Here is a 20,381-nt window from a genome sequence, read left to right on the forward strand (position 1 = left end):
GGGTTTGCGGCCCTCCGGCCGTCGGTGTCCGCCGTTACGAGGCGTCCGCCGCCAGCGCCCGCAACAGACCGACGGCGAGCGCGGTACGGGCCGGGATCGGGGCGAGCACCGTGTGCTCATGGCGGGCGTGGGCGCCGGAGCCGAGGGCACCGAGCCCGTCGAGGACCGGACGGCCGAGCGCGGAGACGAAGTTGCCGTCGCTGGCCCCGCCGACCGCGGTCTCCGCCAGCTCCCAGCCGTGTTCCGCGGCGACCGCGTGGGCCTGCTCGAACAGCCGGCGGGAGGCGTCGTTGGGGACCATCGGCGGGCGGTTCCACTCCCCGGTGACGGTCAGCCGCACCCGCTGGTCGGAGGGGGCGAGGGCGTGCAGCGCGGTGTCGATCCGCTTCATCTCCTCCGGTTCGGCGATCCGGATGTCGATACCGCAGCTCGCCCGTGCGGCGATCACATTGCGCCCGGTGCCGCCGCTGATCAGCCCCACGTTCACCGTGGTTCCGCGCTCCGGGGCGCTGAGCGCGGCGATCCGCGGGACGACCTCGGCCAGCGCGTGGATGGCGCTCGCGCCCGCGAACGGGTCGAGTCCCGCATGCGATTCGATGCCGTAGGCGGTCACATCGAACAGCCCCACGCCCTTGCGGGAGGTCTTGAGCGCCCCGTCCAGCGATGCCTCGAAGACCAGCGTGGCCAGGACGTCCTCGCTCAGCCGCTCGATATGGCGCCGGGAGGCGGGGCTGCCGATCTCCTCGTCGCCATTGAGCAGCAGCCGCACCGAGGGGTGCGGAAGCTCCAGCTCGCGCAGCAGCCGCAGGGTCCAGACGGCCTGCACCAGACCCGTCTTCATATCGAAGACACCGGGTCCGCTCGCCCGGCCGTCCTCGATCCGGAAGGGCCATTCGGCGAGTGTTCCGGCCGGCCAGACCGTGTCGTAGTGGCACAGCAGCAGCACGGTGCCGGGGGCCGTGCCGCGATAGGTCACGGCCAGCACATCGCCGTAGGTCCCGCAGTCGTGGCGCTCGGTTCCGTCCGGCTCGCCGAGCCGGTCGACGAGCCAGCCGCTGATCGCGGCGAGCCCGGCGTCCAGCAGCCGCTTGTCATGGCTCGGTGTCTCCAGCTCCACCAGCGTCCGTAGGTCTTCGGTCATCTCGGGCAGCACCCGGGCGGTGGCGGCGGCGAGATCGGAGGGGGTCATTCGAGGGGGTCCTTCCCGAGGTGGCGTGGGTGAGGGAGCGGCCGGGGATCAGCGGACGGGCGCGCCGGGGCCGAGCGGGATGCCCAGCGCCCACCAGGCGTAGAAGAGCAGAGTCCAGGCCACCAGCATGGCCACCGAGAGCGGCAGGGTCAGCGAGGCGAGGGTGCCGATTCCGGCGGAGCGCCGGTAGCGCTGGAGGAAGCCGAGCGCCATGACGAAGTAGGCACTCATCGGGGTGATGGCGTTGGTGCAGGAGTCGGCGATGCGGTAGACGGCCTGGGTGGCCTCCGGGGGGATGTGCAGCAGCATCAGCATCGGCACGAAGACCGGGGCCACCAGCGCCCACATGGCCGAACCGCTGGTCATCGCCAGATTGATCACCGTGCACACCAGCACGATGCCGATGAAGGCGACCGGGCCGGTGACCCCGAGGTCCTTGAGCAGATCGGCGCCGCGGATGGCGAGCACCTGGCCGACGCCGGTCCATTTGAAGTAGGCGAGGAACTGGGAGATGGCGAAGAACAGCACCAGGATGGGGGCCATCTCCCGCATGCCCTGCGCCATGAAGTCCGGGATGTCACGGCCGCCGCGCACGGTGCCGGCCGCACGTCCGTAGACCGCGCCGAGGAGGGCGAAGAGCAGTCCGAGCACCACGGCGATACCGGAGAGCACCGGCGATTCGACGATGCTGCCGCCCTCACCGCGCAGCGGTGACCCGGTGGGGATCATCGCCACCACGACCACCGCGAGGAAGGCGACGAGGGCGATGGTGGCGTGGCGCAGCCCGCGGCGCTCCTCGGGTGCCAGGGCGAGCTCGACCTCCGTGGTCCGCCCGTTCTCCGCGGTCATGTCCTCCGCGGCCTCCTCGGGCTCGGGCGGAAGCGCCCCCACCCGCTTCACCAGCACCTTCTCGGTGACGAAGGTGATCACGGCGGCCAGCACCACCGAGGAGGCCAGGGAGAAGAAGTAGTTGGACAGCGGGGTGACGACATAGCCGGGGTCCACGGTGTGCGCGGCGGCCGTGGTCAGCCCGGACAGGACCGCGTCCATCGGAGTGATCAGCGGGCTGGCGTCATAGCCCGCCGATACGCCTACGAAGGCCACCACGATCCCCAGGAGCGGACTGCGCCCGACGGCCCGGAAGGCCAGCCCGCCGAGCGGGACCAGCGCCACATAGGCGGCGTCGGACGCGATGTGGGCGACCATCGCGGTGAAGGCCAGGGCGAAGGTCATCCAGCGCGCCGGGACCTTGGCGACACCGGCCCGCAGCATCGCCGCGAGCAGCCCCGACCGGTCGGCGACGGCGACACCGAGCATGACCACCAGGATCGTGCCGAGCGGCGGGAAGGTGGCGTAGTTGGTGATGGCATCGCTGATCATCGACCGCACCCCGTCGACCGAGATCAGGCTGCGCACCGCCACGGTCTTGCCGCCCGCCGGATCGACGGCGGAGACATCCGCGGTGGCGAGCCCCCAACTGACCAGCGCGAGCAGGACGCTGAGGATCCCGAACAGCCAGAAGGGATGGGGAAGTCTATTGCCCGCGCGCTCGACGGCGCCGAGCACCCGCAGCAGTGCGGACAGCGCCGCCGAGGACTCCCCGGGCGCGTCGGGAGGCGTTTGGCCGGGGGTGGTGCCGGGTGTCTCCCCGGGCGGGTTGTCGGGTGTGGTCGTGGTGTCTTTGGAACTCACCGTCCGCACTCCTTCGTCGGCGACGCAGTAGTGGTCGTCCATTAGAGAAGGCATGACGGAATGAGGCAAGTAAAAGAGTTGTAACGCAAGAATGATTCACACATGGAGGACCAATCGCACGATAGATTCGTACTCATGGCAGCCGTTCCCACCACACCACCGGTACTCGACGACGCGGACCTCGATCTGGTGGCCGCCCTGCAAGTGGCGCCGAGGGCGCCGCTGAGCGCGCTGGCCGAGGTGCTCGGCAGCTCGGCCAGCACCGTCGGCCGCCGGCTGACCCGGCTCGGGGAGGAGCGGCTGCTACGGGTGATCGGGCAGGTGGAGTGGCCCATGCTGGCCGAGGGCAACCCCATGCACGTCTGGGTGGCCACGGCCCCGGGGCAGGCGTGGCAGGTGGCCCGGCGGCTGTCCGAGCTGCCCGAGATACCGTTCGTCGCCACGACCACGGGCCGTACCGATGTCTACTGCTCCCTGCACGCGACCCGGCGCGACCGGGCCCGGGAGCTGCTGATGACCCGGATCCCGTCCGTCCCCGGTGTGCGCTCGGCCCGTACCGAAGTGGTGCTCAGGGCGACGGCGAAGTCCGACTCCTGGCGGCTGCGGAAGCTGGCCGACGACCAGGTACGGGCGCTGCGCGAGGTCGCCGATCCGGTGGCGGAGCCCACCGCCGCCACCGAGTTCAGCGACGACGAGCTGCGGGCCGTGGAGCTGCTGCGCCAGGACGGCCGGGCGAGCGCCGCCGATGTGGCGCGCGGGCTCGGCATCAGCCGGTCCACCGCCTACCGGCTGACCCAGTCGCTCCTCCAGCGCGGTCTGGTACGGCCCCGTGTGGAGATCGAACCGGCGCTGCTCGGCCATGCGCTGGAGGTCGTGATCGAGCTGCATGCCGCCCCCGGGGCCATCCAGGAAGTGGCCGACGCGCTGGCCCGGCATCCCTCGGCGCGCTATGTCTCGATCGTCGCGGGCACCTCCTCGGTGATCCACCACGGGGTGTTCCGGGACGAGGACGGCCTCGCCGACCTGCTCACCCGCGATCTGGCGAAGCTCCCCGGCATCACCGCCTGCGAGGTGTCGGTGGTCCTCGATGTGCTGCGCCGGTACTGGATCGGCCGGGAGGACGGAAAGCTGCTGAGCCAGGAGCGATGAGTTCCGCACGGCGGGCCGGTCTGATGGGTGACAACACCTTCCCGCTCACCGAGGAGAGACCATGAGCGACACCGAGATCACCATCACCCGGGACCTGGACGCACCGCGCGAGACGGTGTGGCGGGTGTGGACCGAGCCGGAGTACTTCGCCCGCTGGTTCGGCGCCGCCCCCGAGTCCGTCGCCCTCGACGTCCGGCCGGGTGGCGCCTGGAAGGCGAACATCGCCACTCCCGGTGGCGAGATGCCGATGCGTGGCGTCTACCGCGAGGTGGTCGGCCAGGAGCGGCTGGTGTGGACCCTGGACCTTCCGCAGGGGGTCATGGAGATGACCGCCACCTTCGCCGAGCTGGGCGACGGCCGCACCCGGGTGGTGCTCCGGCAGCCGGCCCCGCCGCAGGAGCAGTGCGCCCAGGCCGAGGAGGGCGCGGCCCAGCTCCTGGACAGCTTCGCCAAGGTGCTCGCGTCGGCCTGAGCGCTCGCCTCGTTCTGAGCTCTCGCCTCGTTCTGAGCGCTTCCGGTCACTCTCCCGGCGGTGGCCCGTCCCACTCGATGACGTCCACCTCGTCGCCCACGGCCAGCTTTCCGGCGCGGGTCACGGAGAACTGGCAGCCGAACAGGGTGGCGCCACCCGGCCCGCGCCGGTAGCCGGCCAGGGTGCGCAGTGGCTCCGGGCCCGCCTTGACGCCCTTGACCTGATCGACGGTCGTCACGACACACCGGGCGGTGGGCTTGGCGAAGCCCAGCTCGGCGCCGCCGATGGCGATCCTGCGGATCCGGTCCTCGCGATGGGGTTCGTCCCATCCGTCGAGCACGATGCCGGGGCGGAAACGGCTCATCGGCAGCGCGGCGCCGCCCGCCTCGGTGATCCGCTGGTTCAGCCCGTCCAGGCTGGCCCGGGAGACGAGGTGCACGGCGGCGCTGTCGGCGTAGCCACAGGTGCCGGGGATCCATCCCTCGGTCACCCGGTCGTGCTCCGGGGGCACCCGCACCAGCCTGCTCGGCGCGCCCAGCGCCCGTGACAGCCACGTGGCGGCGTCATCGCCCTGGTCGATACCGAGGAAGGGGTTGTGGAACAGCGTGACCTCGCGCCGGGCGGAGGTGGTGTCGGCGTCGATGGCCACTTCGCCCTCGCCGGGTGCCGACAGGGTGAGCCGGGTGCCGTCCGGGTCGATGGCGGGGCGGATGACGGCGAGCCGGGGATCGCGCCGCTGCGTGCGGCACTCTCCGTTCTCGCCGATGACCATGAAGCTGCGGTCGTGCCGCAGACCCGCCTCCGTCAGCAGCGCGTCGGATACGGGCACGCCCGCGCAGCCCTTGACGGGGTAGGAGGTCAGCTCGACAACGATCGCCATGCGCCAACTCTACCCGGGGCCCTGCCCGGAGCCCTGCTCGAGGATCGTCTCACCGATCGGCCGGCCGGGGCGCTTCTGCGCGCTCGCCCGGTGCCCGACCGGCGTTTCATGGCACGACCTGGCTCCGCCATGCGCCCCCGGCCCGGCGTCCGGCGGCAGGGCGTAGCGCGGAGTACGCCGAATGACCCACCACGCACGGCCGGTGACCACCAGCACGCGCCGTAGGCGCGCTGCGCCTCCCGCCGACAGGAACCCAAATCCGACCGTTTCCCTGGAGCGGCGGACGAGATCGCGGGAAAAGCACGGTCTCCGGCGTCGCCCGGGGCCCGGACCGGCGGGGTGAAGGGTGATGATTTCGGTGCCGCCCCTGAGAGCGGCTCGAAGGGGAGAAGTCGATGTGAGGCAATGATATGCGCGGCGGCGCGGTTCCCGCTATGCACGGACCGTGTGATTCTCCGCCAGTTCCCGGCCGCCATGACGACCGGCTCTTTTCGGAGAACTGCCGCGCTGCATGGGCGGTCGGCGCGGCGATGCACGACAAGAGATACGGTAAACGCCAAGTCAAGTTCGTTCGCACGATGGTGAGTTGGTCCGCACGCCGCGCGACTCCCGCTGTTCCGCGGGCCATACCGGATGCCGGAGAAGACAAGCCGGGGCCGGGGTTCGGCGCACCGGGCACTCTCGGTCCCCTGCCATCTCCCCGCGCGTCTTCGCCCGGACCGCCTCCGCTCCCGGCCGGCGCCGCCGCTGAACGCCGCGGTCGGCGGCACGCCCCCGTAGACACGTTTCAAGGTCCCGCCGGGCCCAGGGAAACGCCGCCGGGTCCGCCTGGCACGTTCGCTCAGGCGCCCCCCTCTTCCCCCGCTCCCCCGCAAGGCCGTCCTATTTCCCGCCCCTCGCTCCGCCTCTCGCTCTCCCCTTCCCTCCTCCACTCCCCGGCATTCTCCGGTTGCCGGCAGGAAGAGCGGAACGGCCTGTTCCAGCGCGGGGCCGCGCGGTTACGGCCGCGCGCCGCGACCCGGCCGCCAAGCGGCCGATCTTGACTGGGCCGCGACGCAATAGCGCCGAGGAAGATCCCGTGCCGCACGTCCGGCCCGCATCAGGCGCCGTATTGAGCCGCCCGCCGCTCGTCCGCGCTTCAACTGCCCATGCTCCGGCCGCAATTCGCCCGGTGCGCCGTCCGGGATCGCTCACCGATCATCCGGAAACGAATCCGGCGGAATAGCGTCCGCCCCGTCCGGCGCCCCGGAGAATCATTTCCCGCCGTACGAGGCCGTCCAGCGGGGCGTGATCGTCCGCATCCGCCCCGGCCCGCCGGATCCGCCGCGCCGACGGCCGTGCGCCCCCGGCCTCCCATGCGCCTCCCGCCCTGCAAATGACGAGGCGTCAGCGGATTCCGGGGTCGCGCCGGGCGGCGCGCGGCCGTCCATGAGGCCCCCTGCGCCTTGTGACCAGCGGGGCCGGGCTGCGGTACTCGTACAGCCCGCCGGGTCCTCCGGAGGGCATGTCGAGCGCCGTTGTGTCGAGAGGAACCAGCCTCATGGCCGTACGAGGAAGTCACCGACGCCCCGCATCGTCCAGCCGGATCTCCCCGCTGTGCGCGGCCCTCACCGCCGGCGGTGTCGGCATCGTCCTGCCGCTCCTCGGCACCGGCCCCGCCCACGCGGCCTCGGCCGGCACCTGGGACCGGGTCGCCAAGTGCGAGAGCGGGGGCAACTGGCACGTCAACACCGGCAACGGCTACTACGGCGGGCTTCAGTTCTCCCAGCACACCTGGTCGGCGTTCGGTGGCACCGCCTACGCCGCGCGGGCCGATCTGGCCTCCAGGGTTCAGCAGATCACCGTGGCGGAGGTGGTCCTGCGCAAACAGGGCCCGGGCGCGTGGCCGGTCTGCTCCGTCCGCGGCCGGCTTTCCCGGTCCGGCCCGCCCGCCGAGGCGGCGAGCCGCGGTACCGAACCCCGCGCCAAGCACCCGGCCAAGCCTTCCAAGAAGTCGGCCAAGCCCACCAAGAAGTCGCCCAAGTCCGCCGCGAAGTCCCGGGCCCGGCAGCACACCGCCCGGCGCGCGGCGTCCGGCTCCTACGCGGTCGTCCGCGGCGACACGCTGTCCCGCATCGCTACGCGTGCGTCGGTCAGCGGTGGCTGGAAGGCGCTGTACCACGCCAACCGCGGGACCGTCGGCCCCAATCCCCATCTGATCCACCCGGGGCAGCGGCTCGCCCTGCCCGCGGGTGCCCGGCACGTGCGCAACGCGGCGCCCCGCCACCGCGCCTCGGCCATCTCGAGCCACGTGGTCCGCAAGGCGGCCGCCCGCCCGCATATGGCCCCGGTCAGCGGGACGGTCAGCGCGGCGTACGGCATCCGCGGCGCGCGGTGGGCGAACGGCCATCACACCGGCGTGGACTTCGCGGTCCCCATCGGCACCTCGGTGCGCGCGACCGCCCCGGGCACCGTGGTGGCGACCGGGTGGGGCGGTGCCTTCGGCTACCAGGTGATCATCCGCCATGCCGACGGCCTCTACACCCACTACGGGCATCTGTCGGCGCTGACGGTCCGCACGGGGCAGTCGGTCGAGGCGGGCCGCCGGATCGCCCGGTCCGGCAACACCGGGAACGCCACCGGACCGCAGCTCCACTTCGAGGTCCGCACCGGCCCGCACTACGGGGCCGATATCGACCCGCTGGCCTATCTGCGCTCACGCGGCGTCAGCGTCTGACGGCTCGCACCGGAAGCACGGCGCCCCGCGAGGAAGTGTCCGGATCTTGCCGCCTGCGGCAGGCCGCTCCCTCCCCGCCCCGGCAACGGGAGGCGACGGAAGGGGACGGGAGGGGAAAGACCCGCCGGACACCCCATAGTCCATCTCCAGGGGGTGGGGGAAGGGGAGGCCGCCCGAGGCACGGCTCGGGCGGCCTCCCGCCATCCGCGCGGGGATCGGTCAGTACCAGATCGCGGCGGCCAGCCCGGTGTCCGCCCCCTGAGGCGGATCGGGAAGGCTCCGGGCGGCCCCGAGCGCGATGCGCCGCGCACTCCAGGCCGCCACCGCGGCGTCCAGGACGTCGTCCGGCGGCACCCGGCCGGCCGGTCCGAGGTCGCCGGGCAGCACGATGCCCTGGTCCCCCAGCAACCGGCGGCGCACGGCCTGGCCGTTCCAGCTCTTCTTGCTCCAGGCCACCGGCCGCGACTCGTTGACGGCGGCGAAGGAGACCTCGGGATGGACCTCGTAGAGCCGGTGGTCGCCTTCGTCGCGGCACGCGTTGGCCTCGCGCAGCTTCGCGGCCAGCCCCCAGGTCTGACGGCTCAGCCCCTGACCGGTCAGCTCCCGGCAGCGCTGATTGGCGTCGTCATAGTCATCCGCCTCCCAGACCCCGCGCGGCGGCACGGGGAAGACCCGGGAGCGGTGCGGGGCCACCATCGCCACGGCCAGGGCCTCCGCCTCGCGCCATCCGGCCCTCAGCAGCCCCAGCGGCATATCGACCGCCACCACGGCGGCGTCCGGAAACCGGCCGAGCAGCTCGCCGAGCCCGGCTGCGGTATCCGCCCCGGCGAAGCGGCCCTCCTCGCACAGCGCCACGGCCACCCAGCCGGTACGGCAGGCGTCCACCCCCACGACGGGTGATCCGGCGCATCCGGGTGCGGGCGGGGCGTGAAAAGCATCGCGACGGGAACCCATGCGCCGTATCCGACCATGCCGATGGGCCGGTACGGGTCACAACGGCGCGAAAGGGCGGGCGATGACCCCTCCGCCCCTGAAGGGGTGGTTTCTCGCCATGCCGGTTGGGCTTCGCGACGGACCGGCCCCTGCGCGCCCAGGGCCGTCTACGGCTATGGCTTCGCGGAGCCCTTCGCCGAGGCTTTCGGTGCGGCCGACGGTGAGGAAGGGGCCGTGGTGCCGCCGGGGTTCGGGCCGTAGGCGTCCAGGAAGCGGTCGCGGAAGGAGCTCATCTTCCAGACCGGGGCCTTCGCGCCCGGCATCAGGCCGTCCTCCCAGCCCCAGCGGGAGATCCGGTCGAGCACCGCCTTGTCGTGTGCGACGATCGCGACGGGTACGTCCCGGCTGGCGTTGTTGCCGCTGACCCGGGAGAGGGGCTGGTGGTCGCCGAGGAAGACGAGCACGGTGTTCTTGTTGCCGTACTTCAGCACATAGTCGATGAGGCTGCTCACCGAGTACTGGATGGACTTGCCGTACTCGGTCTTCACCTTGTGCGGATCGGTGAACACATCCGCGGGATTCTTGCCCGCCTTCTGGATGGCCTTGTAGACCGAGCCGTCGCCGACCTGGTTCCAGGGGATCGTCTTGGGGATGGGCGCCCAGGGCTGGTGGCTGGAGGTGAGGATGATCTCCGACATCAGTGGCTTGTCGCGCTTCTTGCCGTGCTCCAGGTGCTCGAACGCCTTGAGGGTGTACTGGTCGGGCATGGTCGACCAACTGAACTTCGGGCCCTTGTAGCCGAGGTCGCGGGAGTCGTAGACGTGGTCGAGGCCGTAGAACTTGCCCTCCGGCCAGCCCTTGGTGACTCCCGGCATGATGCCGACCGTCCGCCAGGCGCCGGTGCGCTGGAAGGCGCGGGTGAGGGACATGTGGTCGCCCGCGGTGACGGTGCGGTAGCGGTTCTGGTTGTCGATCCACAGGCCGGTGAGGAAGGTCGAGTGTCCCAGCCAACTGCTGCCGCCGTAGGTGGCCGAGGTGAGCCAGCCGCTCTTCGCGGCGAACCCGGCCTTGTTCAGCCGCTTGGTGGCGTTCTTGAGGGTCTTGTCGACACCGGGCGCGATGGCCGGGTCCTCGATGGCCGAGCGGCCGTAGCTCTCGATGAAGGTGAACATCATGTCCTTGCCGCGCAGCCCGGTCAGCAGTTGGTCGCCGGGGGTGTCGCCGTAGGTGTCGACGGCGGCCACCTTGGCGAACTCCCGCTCGTCCTTGAGGGTCTTGCGCACCCGCTCCGCCCGGTCCTGGACGAGCGCGGTGGTGCTCCGGGACGCGAACGGCGCCCCGGCCACCTGTACGCCGAGCGCCGCGCACATGACCCAGACGGTGCCGAGCACCAGGGTGGTACGGGTCGCCACGGCGGTGTTCCTCGCCATGACGTCGCTGATCCGCAGGACGGCGAGCCCCATCAGGACGAGCAACGCGACGGCGAGGACCACGACACCGATCGCGGCGGCGGTGGCGGCCGTCCCGCCGAGCGCGTCCTTGACGTAGGACTGGGCGTCGTCCAGCAGTATCCAGTCGAGCACCACGTTGAACCCACGGCCGAGGAACTCGTTGAAGCCGATGTCGAGCAGGTTCAATATGGTCAGCGCGCCGAGGACCACTCCGGCGAGCACCGCCACCACCCGCCGCGCCGGCGGCGGCAGCATCAGCAGCAGCGTGGCGCCGAACACCCCCTCCACCGGGATGCGCATAAAGGCACTGGGGTGGATGAGGCTGAGCTGGGTCGGCAGCAGGAGGGCGAGGAACACAAGAGCCAGGGAGAGCCCCGTGGCCGTCCATGCCACCGTCCGCGCCACGGCGGGGTACTTGGCCCGCCGGCCCTTGGGGGCGGCGACCGTGTCGTGGACGGTGCTCACCCCCTGGTCGGGAACCTCGTCCCGCTCCCCGGTGTCATCCTGCCGCTGGGCAGGAAGATCCGGCGTGGCCTCAGGTTCAGCCTCAGCCTGAGGTGGGCCCTCCGGAGTCGGGCCCTGCGTCGGGGCCTGCTCCGTGGTGCCCTTGTCCGTTTCCGACCGCTGATGAGAGCTCGATTGGCGCGACAACCCGAAGGTCCTTCCCTGCGAAGCCCGGTGGTGGCACGGCGGACCCGGCTCGGGTAGTCGGGCCCGTCGTCATCCGTACGGCGCGCCGGGGGCCTCCGTTCAATCACCTGGCATTTTTCCCGGCGCCTCCCGCCCGCTCGCGAGCGCACCCGCCCACGATACGCTGCAACCCTCACATGGATGTGAAAGTGAGCCGGTTCGGCGGCACGCCGGCGGAGAGACAGGGACGGACACATGCGCATCGGAGAGCTCTCGGAGCGCACCGGCACACCGCGCCGGCTGCTGCGCTACTACGAGGAGCAGAAGCTGATCCTGCCCGACCGCTGCGCGAACGGCTACCGCTCCTACGACGAGCGTCTCGTCGACCGGGTGCTCCAGATCAGGGGGCTGCTCGACGCGGGGCTTCCGACCCGGATCATCAAGCAGATCCTGCCGTGCCTCGACAAGCCGCGGCGCATTCACTTCTCCGACGCCACCCCGGAGATGATCGCCACGCTGGAGAACGAGCGGGACCGCATGAGCCAACGCATCGAGTGCCTGACCCGCAACCGGGACGCGATCTCCGACTACCTCGACGCCGTGCTCGGCAACAAGACCGCCGGCTGACCCACCCCGGGGAGCCCGGCCCGGATCTGTGGCGCATGCGTCCGGGCCCGGCCCTGGGTCACCGTCGAGACCCCTGGCGGTGACGAGCTGCGGGGCGTTCCCGCAGGACGATCAGTCCAGGGCGGCCGGGCCCGCCGCACCGACCCCGCTCGGCCGCGCCGGTCGTCCCGACGAGGTCGCCGCCACCGCCCTCTGCCTGGCCGGCGACCAGAGTTCCTTCACCACCGGTGCGGAGCCGTTCGTCGACGGCGGCGCCACCCAGCTCCAGGTACTACAGACGCCCCGCTCCGCTAACTGTCGACGGTGCCGGACAGCCGGGCCGGGTCGGCGGCGGTCACGGCCGCCTTCCCGTCCAGCTTCCAGCCTTGCGCGTACGCCGCGGCGAACTCCTCGCCGCCCAGCGCGGCCTCACCCCGGCGGGTGAGCTCACGGACCCGCGGATCGGTGTGGTCATGGGTGCCGCGGAGCCGGGCGGCGGCCCCGAGCAGTACGGCCGACTCGTGCTGCCGCCCGCGCGTCTCGGCGAGCGCGGCCGTGTTCACCGCCACCAGTGACAGGATCGGCAGATCCCGGGTCGCCAGCGCGGCCGCGTACGCCTCGCGCAGCGCCTTGTCCACGCCGGGCAGATCGCCCAGCGCCAGGCAGAGCGCGGCCCGTGCGTTGCCGACCAGCGTCCGGATGTGGTCCGTGGGGAACGCGGTTTCGTCGAGCAGACGGCGTTCGGCGGCGTCGATCAGTTCGCCCGCTCTGTCCAGGTCGCGAAGCCGCACCCGGAAGTCGGCCTCGCACACGTCGACCAGGACCAGCATGTCGGCCGAGGACGCGTGCAGCGCCCGCTCCCGGGCGGAGTCGAGCACCGCCATCGCCCGGTCGGTGTCGTCGCTCCGCAGGTGCACATCGATCCAGCGCAGGTCGCTGTAGAGCTGGTCGCCGAGGCTGAGCGAGCCGAACTCGCCCGCCAGCGTCCGGGCCTCGCGCAGGTCGGCCAGCGCGCCGTCGAGGTCGTCGTATCTCCGCAGGTGGGCGCTCATCGGCAGGGTGGCGGCCTGGCCCCAACGGTCGCCGGCCTGCCGGAAGCGGGCCAGGGCCGCCGTCACATGGACCCGCATCCGCATCAGGGCGCCCGCGTTCTCGGCGATCTCGGCCTGGAACATATGGGCCAGCGCGGACAGCCACACATCGTCGCCGTCGGCCAGGCGCTGGAAGATCTCGAGCGCGGCCTCCTCCTTCTGGAGGAAGAGCAGGACCGGGCCGAACACCCGGTAGTGGCTCGGCAGCTCCGGATGCGCGAGCAGCCGGTCGGCCAGCTCGCGCGTCTCCGCCCGGTCGTCCGCCACTTCCCCGGCGGTGACCCCCGACAGGATGTCCGCCCGGTTGAGCAGGTAGGCGGCGCGGACGCAGTCGCGCTCGGGCGTCGGCCCGCCGCTGGTCGCCGCCAGCACCTCGCCCAGCCAGTGGGCGGCGTCGGAGTGGCGGGCGAACATCTGCCAGTACCAGACCAGGGTCAGGGCGAGGGTGGTCGCGCCGTCGGAGTCGCGGATGGTGCACAGATGGCGCAGGGCGGCGAGGGTGTTGTCGTACTCGGCGCCGACGACCTTCATGGCGGTGAGCTGGCCGGGCCCGCGCAGCAGCGGGTCATGACGGGTCATCAGCTCCGTGAAGTGGGCGGCGGCCAGATCGCGGGCCGTGCCGATCTCGCCGGTGTCGGTCAGGCGGTCGGCGCCGTACTCGCGGATGGTTTCGAGCATGCGGTAGCGGCCGGTGCCGGGCGCGAGCTGGAGCAGTGACCGGTCGACGAGGGTGGCGAGCAGTTCGGGGATGTCGGCTGCGGACACGGCGGTGCCGGCGCAGACGGCGGTGGCCGAGGCGGGAGTGACGCCGCCGGGCAGGATGGAGATCCGTTCCGCGACGGTGCGTTCGTGCTCGCCCAGCAGCTCCCAGCTCCAGGCGATGACCGCCCGCAGGGTGCGGTGCCGGGGTGGTGCGGTGCGGCTGCCGGTGGTGAGCAGCCGGAACCGGTCGGAGAGTCCGTCGGCCAGGTCGGGCAGTGACAGGGTCCGCAACCGGGCGGCGGCCAGCTCGAGGGCCAGCGGCAGGCCGTCCAGCCCGTGCACCACGCGCACGATGTCGGGCAGCGAGGTCTCGTCGACGTCGAAACCGGGTCGTACGGCGGCGGCCCGCTCGGTGAACAGGCGCACCGAGGGCGCCCTTCGGGCCTGTTCGACGCCGTCGTCCAGGTCGGGCAGCGCGAGCGGGGCCAGCGGCACGAGCGCCTCGCCGTCGACCGCGAGGGGTTCGCGGCTGGTGGCGAGCACGCGCAGCCCGGGGCAGCGGGGCAGCAGCGCCGAGACGAGGTGAGCCACGGCGTCGATCAGGTGCTCGCAGTTGTCGACCAGCAGCAGGGTCTCCCGGCGGCCGAGCTCGCCGACGAGGACGTCCAGCTCGTCACCCTCGATCCGCTTGCGGGCATCGAGCATCGTGCCGCCCCGCAGCCCGGTCCCGGTGAGCACCGCCGTGGCGATCTTCGCCGGTTCGGTGACGGACACGAGGTCGATGAGCCAGGCGCCGTCGGGCCATGCGTCGTGGTGCCGACGGGCGGCCTCCAGCGCGAGCCGGGTCTTCCCGGCGCCGCCGGGGCCAAGGACGGTGACCAGGCGTCCGGTGGTGAGCAGGGTGTCGATGCGGGCGAGGTCGTCGTCGCGGCCGATGAAGCTGGTCAGCGGCGCGGGCAGGTTGGTGGGCCGGATCCGGTCGGGTTCGGTGGCCTCCTGTCCCCCCGCCTGGCCCCCGTTGTTCCGTACGGTTGCGGCCGCGTCAGCCGGCGCACTGGAAGCCGCCGGGCTCCCGGCCGGAGCGCCCCCGGCCGAGGTGTCCGGCACCGGGAGGGACCAGGCGGGGCGCAGCAGGCGCAGATGGCGTTCCCGCAGGGCGGTGCCCGGGTCCGCGCCGAGGACGTCGGCCAGCGTCTCGCGGACCCGTTCGTAGACCGCGAGCGCCTCGGCCTGACGTCCCTGAGCGGCGAGCGCGTCCATCAGCAAGGCGGCCGCCCGCTCATTGACCGTCTGCTCGGCCAGCAGTCCGGTCAGCCGGGCGGCGGCCAACTCGGCCCGCCCCAGCGACAATTCGGCGTCGGCGAGATCGGCGACCGCCTCGACCGACATCTGCGCCAGCCGTGTGGCGACCGTGGGTGCGACCGCGGCGATGGCCGGGGGTTCGGCACCTGGATGGCCGTCCCACAACGCCACGGCCTCGGACAGCGCGGCGACCGCGGCCTCCGGGTCACCCGTCCGCAGCCCCTCCCGACCGGCCGCGGTGAGCCGCTCGAAGCGCAGCGCGTCCACGTCTTCCGCGTCCACCGCCAGCCGGTAGCCGCCCGTGACCTGCACGACCACGCCACGGGCCGGGTCGGTCGGGGGGAGGGCGCGGCGCAGCCGGGAGACGAGGGTCTGGAGGGCGTGGGCGGGGCCGGACGGCGGCTCCTCGGCCCAGATCGCGTCGACCAGCACACCGGGCTCGACCGCGTGGCCACCGGCGAGCGCCAGCCGGACGAGCAGCCCCCGCAACCGCGCGCCCGAAAGGGTCAGAACGGTGTCACCGCGAGACACCTGAAACCGGCCGAGCAGCGTGATGCGAAGCGGTGCGCCCCTGTCCATTCCCCGATCTTCGCGCGCCCACCCACAAGGCCCCAAATCACAGCCCCCAATCAAGGCCGCGCATCAGGGCCCCGCATCAGGGCGCCCGTGCCAGCGGCGTGTCAGCGCCGTGTGAGCCCCCTGTGAGCGACCCGCCTCAGTCTCCTCATGCCCGCACCACGATCACGAGCAATGGAGGCAACAGATGACGGGGACGGACAACGCCGGCAACTGGGTCCGGAGCTGGGGCGCCTCGCCCCAGGCGGCCCACGACGGGCTCGGCTCGCTCAATGACCACCCGCCCCTCGCCGATGTGACCCTGCGCCAGGTGGTGCGCGTCAGCGGTGGCGGGCGCCGGGTGCGCATCCGTTTCACCAATGAGTTCGGGACCGCGCCGTTCACCATCGGCGCGGCGCGGGTGGGCCTCGCGGCGCCCGATGGCGGGGTGCGACCGGGCAGCGAGCGCGTGCTGACCTTCTCCGGCGCGTCGGCCGCCACCGTCCCGGCGGGCACGCCGCTCCTCAGCGACCCGGTCGACCTGCCCCTGCCCGCCCTCGCCAAGCTGTCCATCAGCGTCTACCTGCCAGGGCGCGTGGAGACCTGCACCTGCCACGACCCCGTCCTGGACACCGGCTGGACGATTCCGGGCGACGCGGTTGCCTCCCCCACCCTGCCGGAGAACGCCGAGGTGCTGCCGGTGCGGGCCCTGATCTCCGCCGTCGAGCTGCTTCCCGACGCCCCCGCCAAGGCCATCGTCGTACTGGGCGACTCCCGCACCGACGGCGCCGGCTCGACCCCGGACACCAACCGGAGCTGGCCGGAGCTGCTGGCCGAGCGTCTCGCCGAGCGGGGCGAGGGCACCGGCTACGTTTCCAATCAGGGCATCAGCGGCAACCGGATGCTCAACAATGGCATCGGGGTCGCCGCCGCGGCCCGCTTCGACCGCGATGTGCTGGCGACGCCCGGCCTCGGTCATGTGGTGCTCTCCGTGGGCGGCAACGACCTCGCCATCTCCTTCGCCCCGCAGGACGGCGACGGCCCCCTGGCCGATTTCCTGAAGGTGTTCCCCGGCGCGCCGGTGACGACGGACGACGTCATCGCGGGCTACCGCCAACTGATCGCCCGGGCGCATGACCATGGCGTGCGGGTCTATGCCACGACGATCGCGCCGTATGAGGGCGCGGAGGTCTACACATCGGAGGGCGAGAGCGCACGCCAGGCGGTCAACGAATGGATCCGCACCAGTGGCGCCTTCGACGCCGTGCTGGACTTCGACGCCGTCTGGCGCGACCCGGCCCGCCCCAGCCGGATCCGGGAGGACTTCCACTCCGGCGACCATCTGCACGGCAACGACGCGGGCTACCGGGCGCTGGCCGACTCCATAGACCTGTCGCTGTTCGGCTGAGCCGGCCGGTCGGTGAGCCGGCCGGTCCGGGAGTCGGCCGGTCGGTGAGTCGGCCGCTCCGGGAGTCGGCCGGTCCGCCGCCGGAACGCTTCGGTGTTCCGGCGGTTCCGCACAAGGGGACGAACGGGTCGCCCCCGGCCGGGTCAGCCGTCTCCCCGGGAGGCGGTGCGCCGGGCGCTGTCGCGGCGCGGCCTGAGGGGGGCGTCCTCGTCGCTGAAGAGCTCCGGGTGCTTGGCGCGGATCTTCTCCACATCGCTGAAGACCAGCCGCAGATGGGAACGCAGCGCCCCGTCGGCCCGGTCCAGATCACCCTCCTCCAGCAGGTCGACCACCTCCCGGTGCTGGCCGATGAGCAGGGACATCTGCTGGGTCATGGGCAGTGACAGCCTGCGGGCGCGGTCCAGTTGGGCCTTGGCCTGGCTGACGACCGGCCAGGCCGAGGCGTGTCCGCTGACGGCCATCAGCCGGGCGTGGAAGTCCTCGTCGAGCTGGAAGAAGCCCTGCATATCGGAGTGCCGGTCGGCCTCCTCCTGCGCGGTGAGCAGCGCCCGCAGCTCCGCCACATCCCGTGCGGTGACCTTCTCCACGGCCTCCCGCAGCGCGGCGCACTCCAGCGCCTCCCGGATGAACTGGGCGGAGGCGACATCCCGCTCCCGGATGCGCGAGATGAACGTCCCCATCTGGGGATAGATGTCGACCAGGCCCTCGTCGGCGAGCAGGATCAGCGACTCGCGGACGGGGGTGCGGCTCACCCCCAGCTCGGCCGCCAGGTCGTTCTCCGAGACGGCGGAGCCGGGTGCCAGCTCCAGGCCGACGATGCGCGAACGCAGCACCTCATGGACCAGTTGCCGGGTGTTGCGCCCCCGGGAGCGTGCCGCGTGCAGTCCTTCCGCCGGTGCCATCCGACCCCTTCCGAACCCTTGACTCGCCTCACTGACGTACTTGTATGGTAGCCGACCGACAGCCCGGACTCCACCCCCGGGAGCCCTCGGGAGTCCCCCGGAGCCCCCTGGGAGCCCCTGGAGCCCCGGGAGCCCCGGGAGCCCGCTCAGTGAGGAGCACATACGCATGGCCACGATCACGGAGGCCAAGGTCATCGTCACCTCGCCGGGTCGCAATTTCGTGACCCTGAAGGTGACCACCTCCGACGGCGTGACCGGTCTCGGTGACGCGACCCTCAACGGCCGCGAACTCGCGGTCGCCTCCTATCTGGAGGACCACCTCGTACCGCTGCTGATCGGCCGCGACCCCGCCCGTATCGAGGACACCTGGCACTACCTCTACAAGGGGGCCTACTGGCGCCGCGGCCCGGTGACCATGACCGCCATCTCCGCCGTGGACACCGCGCTGTGGGACATCAAGGGCAAGGTCGCGGGCCTTCCGGTGTACGACCTGCTGGGCGGCAAGGCCCGCGAGGGGGCCATGGTCTACGGCCACGCCAGCGGCGGCGACGTCCCCGAGCTGCTGGAGGACGTCGCCCGCTTCCAGGAGATGGGCTACCGCGCGATCCGGGCCCAGGCCGCCGTCCCCGGCTCACCGGGGACCTACGGCATCCGCCACGGCACGGTCGCCACCGTCTACGAGCCCGCCACCGGCGCGCTGCCCGAGGAACAGCCCTGGTCTACCGAGGCGTATCTGGACTTCGCGCCGCGCTATCTGGAGGCGGTCCGCGAGCGGTTCGGCTTCGGCTTCCATCTGCTGCACGACGTCCACCACCGGCTCTCCCCCACCGAGGCGGGGCGGCTGGGCCGCAGCCTGGAGGAGGTGCGGCTGTTCTGGATGGAGGACCCCACCCCCGCCGAGCTCCAGGAGTCCTTCCGCCAGATCCGCCGTTCCACCACCACCCCGATAGCGGTCGGCGAGGTCTTCAACTCCATCTGGGACTGCCAGCAGCTCATCACCGAGCGGCTCATCGACTACATCCGCGCCTCGGTCGGGCACGCCGGCGGCATCACCCATCTGCGGCGGATCTTCCACCTCGCCGAGCTGTACCAGGTGCGCACCGGCTCGCACGGCGCCACCGACCTGTCGCCGGTGAGCATGTCCGCGGCCGTCCACCTCGATGTCACCGTGCCCAACTTCGGCATCCAGGAGTACATGGCGCACGACCCGCTCACCCATGAGGTGTTCCGGCCGTCCTACGAGCTGCGCGACGGCGCGCTGCACCCCTCGGCCGCGCCCGGCCTCGGCATCGAGCTCGACGAGGAGGCGGCCGCCCGCTTCCCGTACGACCCGAAGTACCTTCCGGTGAGCCGCCGTACCGACGGGTCGGTGCACGACTGGTGAGCACCGACCCCATCCGGCGCCTGTCCCTGGCCACCCTGCCCGGCGTCCCCGCCGAGAGCCGCCCGCCGATCGATCCGCGGGCGCTGCGCCCCCGGATCGTGCATCTGGGCATCGGCGCCTTCCACCGCGCCCACCAGGCCCTCGCCACCCAAGCCGCCGAGGCGGCGCACGGCGGCGGCTGGGGCATCGCCGGTGTCACCCAGCGCAGCCGGGCCGTCGTGGACGCACTGCGCCCGCAGGACGGGCTGTACTCGTTCACCGAACGGCGCCCCGACGGCCCGGCCACCCGCGTGGTCGGCACCGTGACCGAGGTGCTGCACGCCGCCGACGACGGCCCCCGGCTCGGCGCGCTCCTCGCCTCCCCCGAGGTCACCGTCGTCACCCTCACCGTCACCGAGAAGGGCTACCGGCGGGACGCCGCCACCGGCGGACTCGCCCTGGCGGACCCGCTCGTCCGGGGCGATCTGGCGGGACGGCCCGCACCCGCGAGCGTGGCCGGGCAGCTCGCGGCGGGGCTCCGGGCCCGACTGCGGGGCGGCGGCGCCCCGGTGTCGCTGGTGTCCTGCGACAACATGGCCGACAACGGCGCCGTACTGCGCCGCCTGGTGCGGGAGTTCATCGCCGCGACCGCCTGGGAGGACCGTGACCGCCTGCTGGACTGGATCACCGGCTCAGTCGCCTTCCCCGCCACCGTCGTCGACCGCATCGTCCCCGCCACCACCGACGCCGACCGGCTGACCGCCGCCCGCGCGCTGACCGTGGCCGACGAAGGCGCGGTGACCGGCGAACCCTTCACCCAGTGGGTCCTCCAGGACATCTTCGCCGCCGACCGCCCGCGCTGGGAGGCGGCGGGGGTGCGCTTCGTCGCGGACGTCGCCCCCTACCAGCTCGCCAAGCTCCGGCTGCTCAACGGCGCCCACTCGCTCATCGCCTATCTCGGCCTGGCCGCCGGATGCGAGACCGTCGCCGATGTCCTGGCCACCGGCTGGGGCGAGCAGACCGTACGCGCCTACTGCGCCGAGGCCGCCCAGAGCCTGCCGCCCACCGAGGGTCTTGACCTCCCCGCCTACATCGACAGCCTGGTGGACCGCTTCGCCAACCCCGCGATGCACCATCGCATCCAGCAGATCGCCATGGACGGCTCCCAGAAGATCCCCGAACGGTGGCTCGCCCCGCTGCGCGAACTGCGCGCCGCCGGACGGGACACCCCCCTCCTGGCCACGGCGCTCGCCGCCTGGGCCCGCCGCACCCGGGACCACGCCCTGGACGATCCGCGCGCCGAGGAGCTGCGCCGGGCCTGGGACGGCCCGCACTCGCAG

The 20,381-nt window shown here is 72.4% G+C and carries 14 protein-coding genes and 1 pseudogene; 8 read left to right on the forward strand and 7 right to left on the reverse strand.

Going from position 1 to position 20,381, the window contains the following annotated elements; genetic code table 11:
* Nucleotides 1–34: 34 nt before the first annotated feature.
* Entirely contained in the window at nucleotides 35–1,189 is a 1,155-nt protein-coding gene (locus KN815_RS15525; RefSeq protein ID WP_216342529.1) for a M20 family metallopeptidase, read from the reverse strand.
* Between the two features lie 48 nt (nucleotides 1,190–1,237).
* On the reverse strand, nucleotides 1,238–2,923 hold the full coding sequence (locus tag KN815_RS15530; RefSeq protein WP_216342542.1) for an AbgT family transporter: 1,686 nt from the start codon (nucleotides 2,921–2,923) through the stop codon (nucleotides 1,238–1,240).
* A 93-nt stretch (nucleotides 2,924–3,016) separates the two neighbouring features.
* Between KN815_RS15530 and KN815_RS15535 the strand changes: the two genes are divergently transcribed.
* Nucleotides 3,017–4,030 (forward strand): Lrp/AsnC family transcriptional regulator, encoded by a 1,014-nt coding sequence (locus KN815_RS15535; RefSeq protein ID WP_216342530.1) that lies wholly within the window; start codon nucleotides 3,017–3,019, stop codon nucleotides 4,028–4,030.
* 61 nt (nucleotides 4,031–4,091) lie between these two features.
* Nucleotides 4,092–4,502 (forward strand): SRPBCC family protein, encoded by a 411-nt coding sequence (locus tag KN815_RS15540; RefSeq protein WP_216342531.1) that lies wholly within the window; start codon nucleotides 4,092–4,094, stop codon nucleotides 4,500–4,502.
* Nucleotides 4,503–4,548: 46 nt separating this feature from the next.
* On the opposite strand, the gene KN815_RS15545 is transcribed toward KN815_RS15540, so the two are convergent.
* Nucleotides 4,549–5,382, reverse strand: a complete 834-nt coding sequence (locus KN815_RS15545) for an MOSC domain-containing protein (protein ID WP_216342532.1) — start codon at nucleotides 5,380–5,382, stop codon at nucleotides 4,549–4,551.
* A 1,540-nt stretch (nucleotides 5,383–6,922) separates the two neighbouring features.
* Here KN815_RS15545 and KN815_RS15550 point away from each other — a divergent pair.
* Nucleotides 6,923–8,098 (forward strand): transglycosylase family protein, encoded by a 1,176-nt coding sequence (locus tag KN815_RS15550; RefSeq protein WP_216342533.1) that lies wholly within the window; start codon nucleotides 6,923–6,925, stop codon nucleotides 8,096–8,098.
* Nucleotides 8,099–8,317: 219 nt separating this feature from the next.
* Here KN815_RS15550 and KN815_RS15555 read toward each other — a convergent pair whose 3' ends face one another.
* Nucleotides 8,318–8,989 carry a DUF429 domain-containing protein gene (locus tag KN815_RS15555; protein ID WP_253209000.1) on the reverse strand — a complete coding sequence of 224 codons (672 nt, stop codon included), beginning with the start codon at nucleotides 8,987–8,989 and terminating at the stop codon, nucleotides 8,318–8,320.
* A gap of 215 nt (nucleotides 8,990–9,204) precedes the next feature.
* Complete coding sequence (locus tag KN815_RS15560; protein WP_216342535.1) at nucleotides 9,205–11,133, reverse strand: sulfatase-like hydrolase/transferase; 1,929 nt, start codon at nucleotides 11,131–11,133, stop codon at nucleotides 9,205–9,207.
* Nucleotides 11,134–11,367: 234 nt separating this feature from the next.
* Here KN815_RS15560 and KN815_RS15565 point away from each other — a divergent pair, with 234 nt between their 5' ends.
* Both KN815_RS15565 and KN815_RS15570 read left to right on the forward strand, forming a co-directional pair.
* Nucleotides 11,368–11,739 carry a MerR family transcriptional regulator gene (locus KN815_RS15565; protein ID WP_216342536.1) on the forward strand — a complete coding sequence of 124 codons (372 nt, stop codon included), beginning with the start codon at nucleotides 11,368–11,370 and terminating at the stop codon, nucleotides 11,737–11,739.
* A 63-nt stretch (nucleotides 11,740–11,802) separates the two neighbouring features.
* Nucleotides 11,803–12,004 (forward strand): annotated as a pseudogene (locus KN815_RS15570) (SDR family oxidoreductase); the annotation flags it as partial.
* Nucleotides 12,005–12,029: 25 nt separating this feature from the next.
* On the opposite strand, the gene KN815_RS15575 reads toward KN815_RS15570, so the two are convergent.
* Nucleotides 12,030–15,392: an AfsR/SARP family transcriptional regulator gene (locus KN815_RS15575; RefSeq protein ID WP_216342537.1), complete on the reverse strand. Its 3,363-nt coding sequence runs from the start codon at nucleotides 15,390–15,392 to the stop codon at nucleotides 12,030–12,032.
* Between the two features lie 184 nt (nucleotides 15,393–15,576).
* Here KN815_RS15575 and KN815_RS15580 point away from each other — a divergent pair, with 184 nt between their 5' ends.
* Entirely contained in the window at nucleotides 15,577–16,776 is a 1,200-nt protein-coding gene (locus tag KN815_RS15580) for an SGNH/GDSL hydrolase family protein (RefSeq protein WP_216342538.1), read from the forward strand.
* Between the two features lie 143 nt (nucleotides 16,777–16,919).
* Here KN815_RS15580 and KN815_RS15585 read toward each other — a convergent pair whose 3' ends face one another.
* The gene (locus KN815_RS15585) at nucleotides 16,920–17,678 is read right to left on the reverse strand and encodes a GntR family transcriptional regulator (protein ID WP_216342539.1); all 759 of its coding nucleotides are present in this window, start codon (nucleotides 17,676–17,678) and stop codon (nucleotides 16,920–16,922) included.
* Nucleotides 17,679–17,844: 166 nt separating this feature from the next.
* On the opposite strand from KN815_RS15585, the gene manD reads away from it, so the two are divergent.
* Both manD and KN815_RS15595 read left to right on the forward strand, forming a co-directional pair.
* Complete coding sequence (manD, locus tag KN815_RS15590; RefSeq protein WP_216342540.1) at nucleotides 17,845–19,062, forward strand: D-mannonate dehydratase ManD; 1,218 nt, start codon at nucleotides 17,845–17,847, stop codon at nucleotides 19,060–19,062.
* A partial coding sequence (locus tag KN815_RS15595) for a mannitol dehydrogenase family protein (protein WP_216342541.1) occupies nucleotides 19,059–20,381 on the forward strand: 1,323 nt, incomplete at its 3' end. The genes manD and KN815_RS15595, both read left to right, overlap by 4 nt.

The organism is Streptomyces niphimycinicus (genome assembly GCF_018883605.1).
Lineage (GTDB): Bacteria > Actinomycetota > Actinomycetes > Streptomycetales > Streptomycetaceae > Streptomyces > Streptomyces niphimycinicus.

What these genes read in the sequence shown, in the direction of transcription:
- KN815_RS15525 (WP_216342529.1), bottom strand. Translation starts at nt 1,189, where the DNA reads ATGACCCCCTCCGATCTCGCCGCCGCCACCGCCCGGGTGCTGCCCGAG.
- KN815_RS15530 (WP_216342542.1), bottom strand. Translation starts at nt 2,923, where the DNA reads ATGGACGACCACTACTGCGTCGCCGACGAAGGAGTGCGGACGGTGAGT.
- KN815_RS15535 (WP_216342530.1), top strand. Translation starts at nt 3,017, where the DNA reads ATGGCAGCCGTTCCCACCACACCACCGGTACTCGACGACGCGGACCTC.
- KN815_RS15540 (WP_216342531.1), top strand. Translation starts at nt 4,092, where the DNA reads ATGAGCGACACCGAGATCACCATCACCCGGGACCTGGACGCACCGCGC.
- KN815_RS15545 (WP_216342532.1), bottom strand. Translation starts at nt 5,382, where the DNA reads ATGGCGATCGTTGTCGAGCTGACCTCCTACCCCGTCAAGGGCTGCGCG.
- KN815_RS15550 (WP_216342533.1), top strand. Translation starts at nt 6,923, where the DNA reads ATGGCCGTACGAGGAAGTCACCGACGCCCCGCATCGTCCAGCCGGATC.
- KN815_RS15565 (WP_216342536.1), top strand. Translation starts at nt 11,368, where the DNA reads ATGCGCATCGGAGAGCTCTCGGAGCGCACCGGCACACCGCGCCGGCTG.
- KN815_RS15575 (WP_216342537.1), bottom strand. Translation starts at nt 15,392, where the DNA reads ATGGACAGGGGCGCACCGCTTCGCATCACGCTGCTCGGCCGGTTTCAG.
- KN815_RS15580 (WP_216342538.1), top strand. Translation starts at nt 15,577, where the DNA reads ATGACGGGGACGGACAACGCCGGCAACTGGGTCCGGAGCTGGGGCGCC.
- KN815_RS15585 (WP_216342539.1), bottom strand. Translation starts at nt 17,678, where the DNA reads ATGGCACCGGCGGAAGGACTGCACGCGGCACGCTCCCGGGGGCGCAAC.
- manD (WP_216342540.1), top strand. Translation starts at nt 17,845, where the DNA reads ATGGCCACGATCACGGAGGCCAAGGTCATCGTCACCTCGCCGGGTCGC.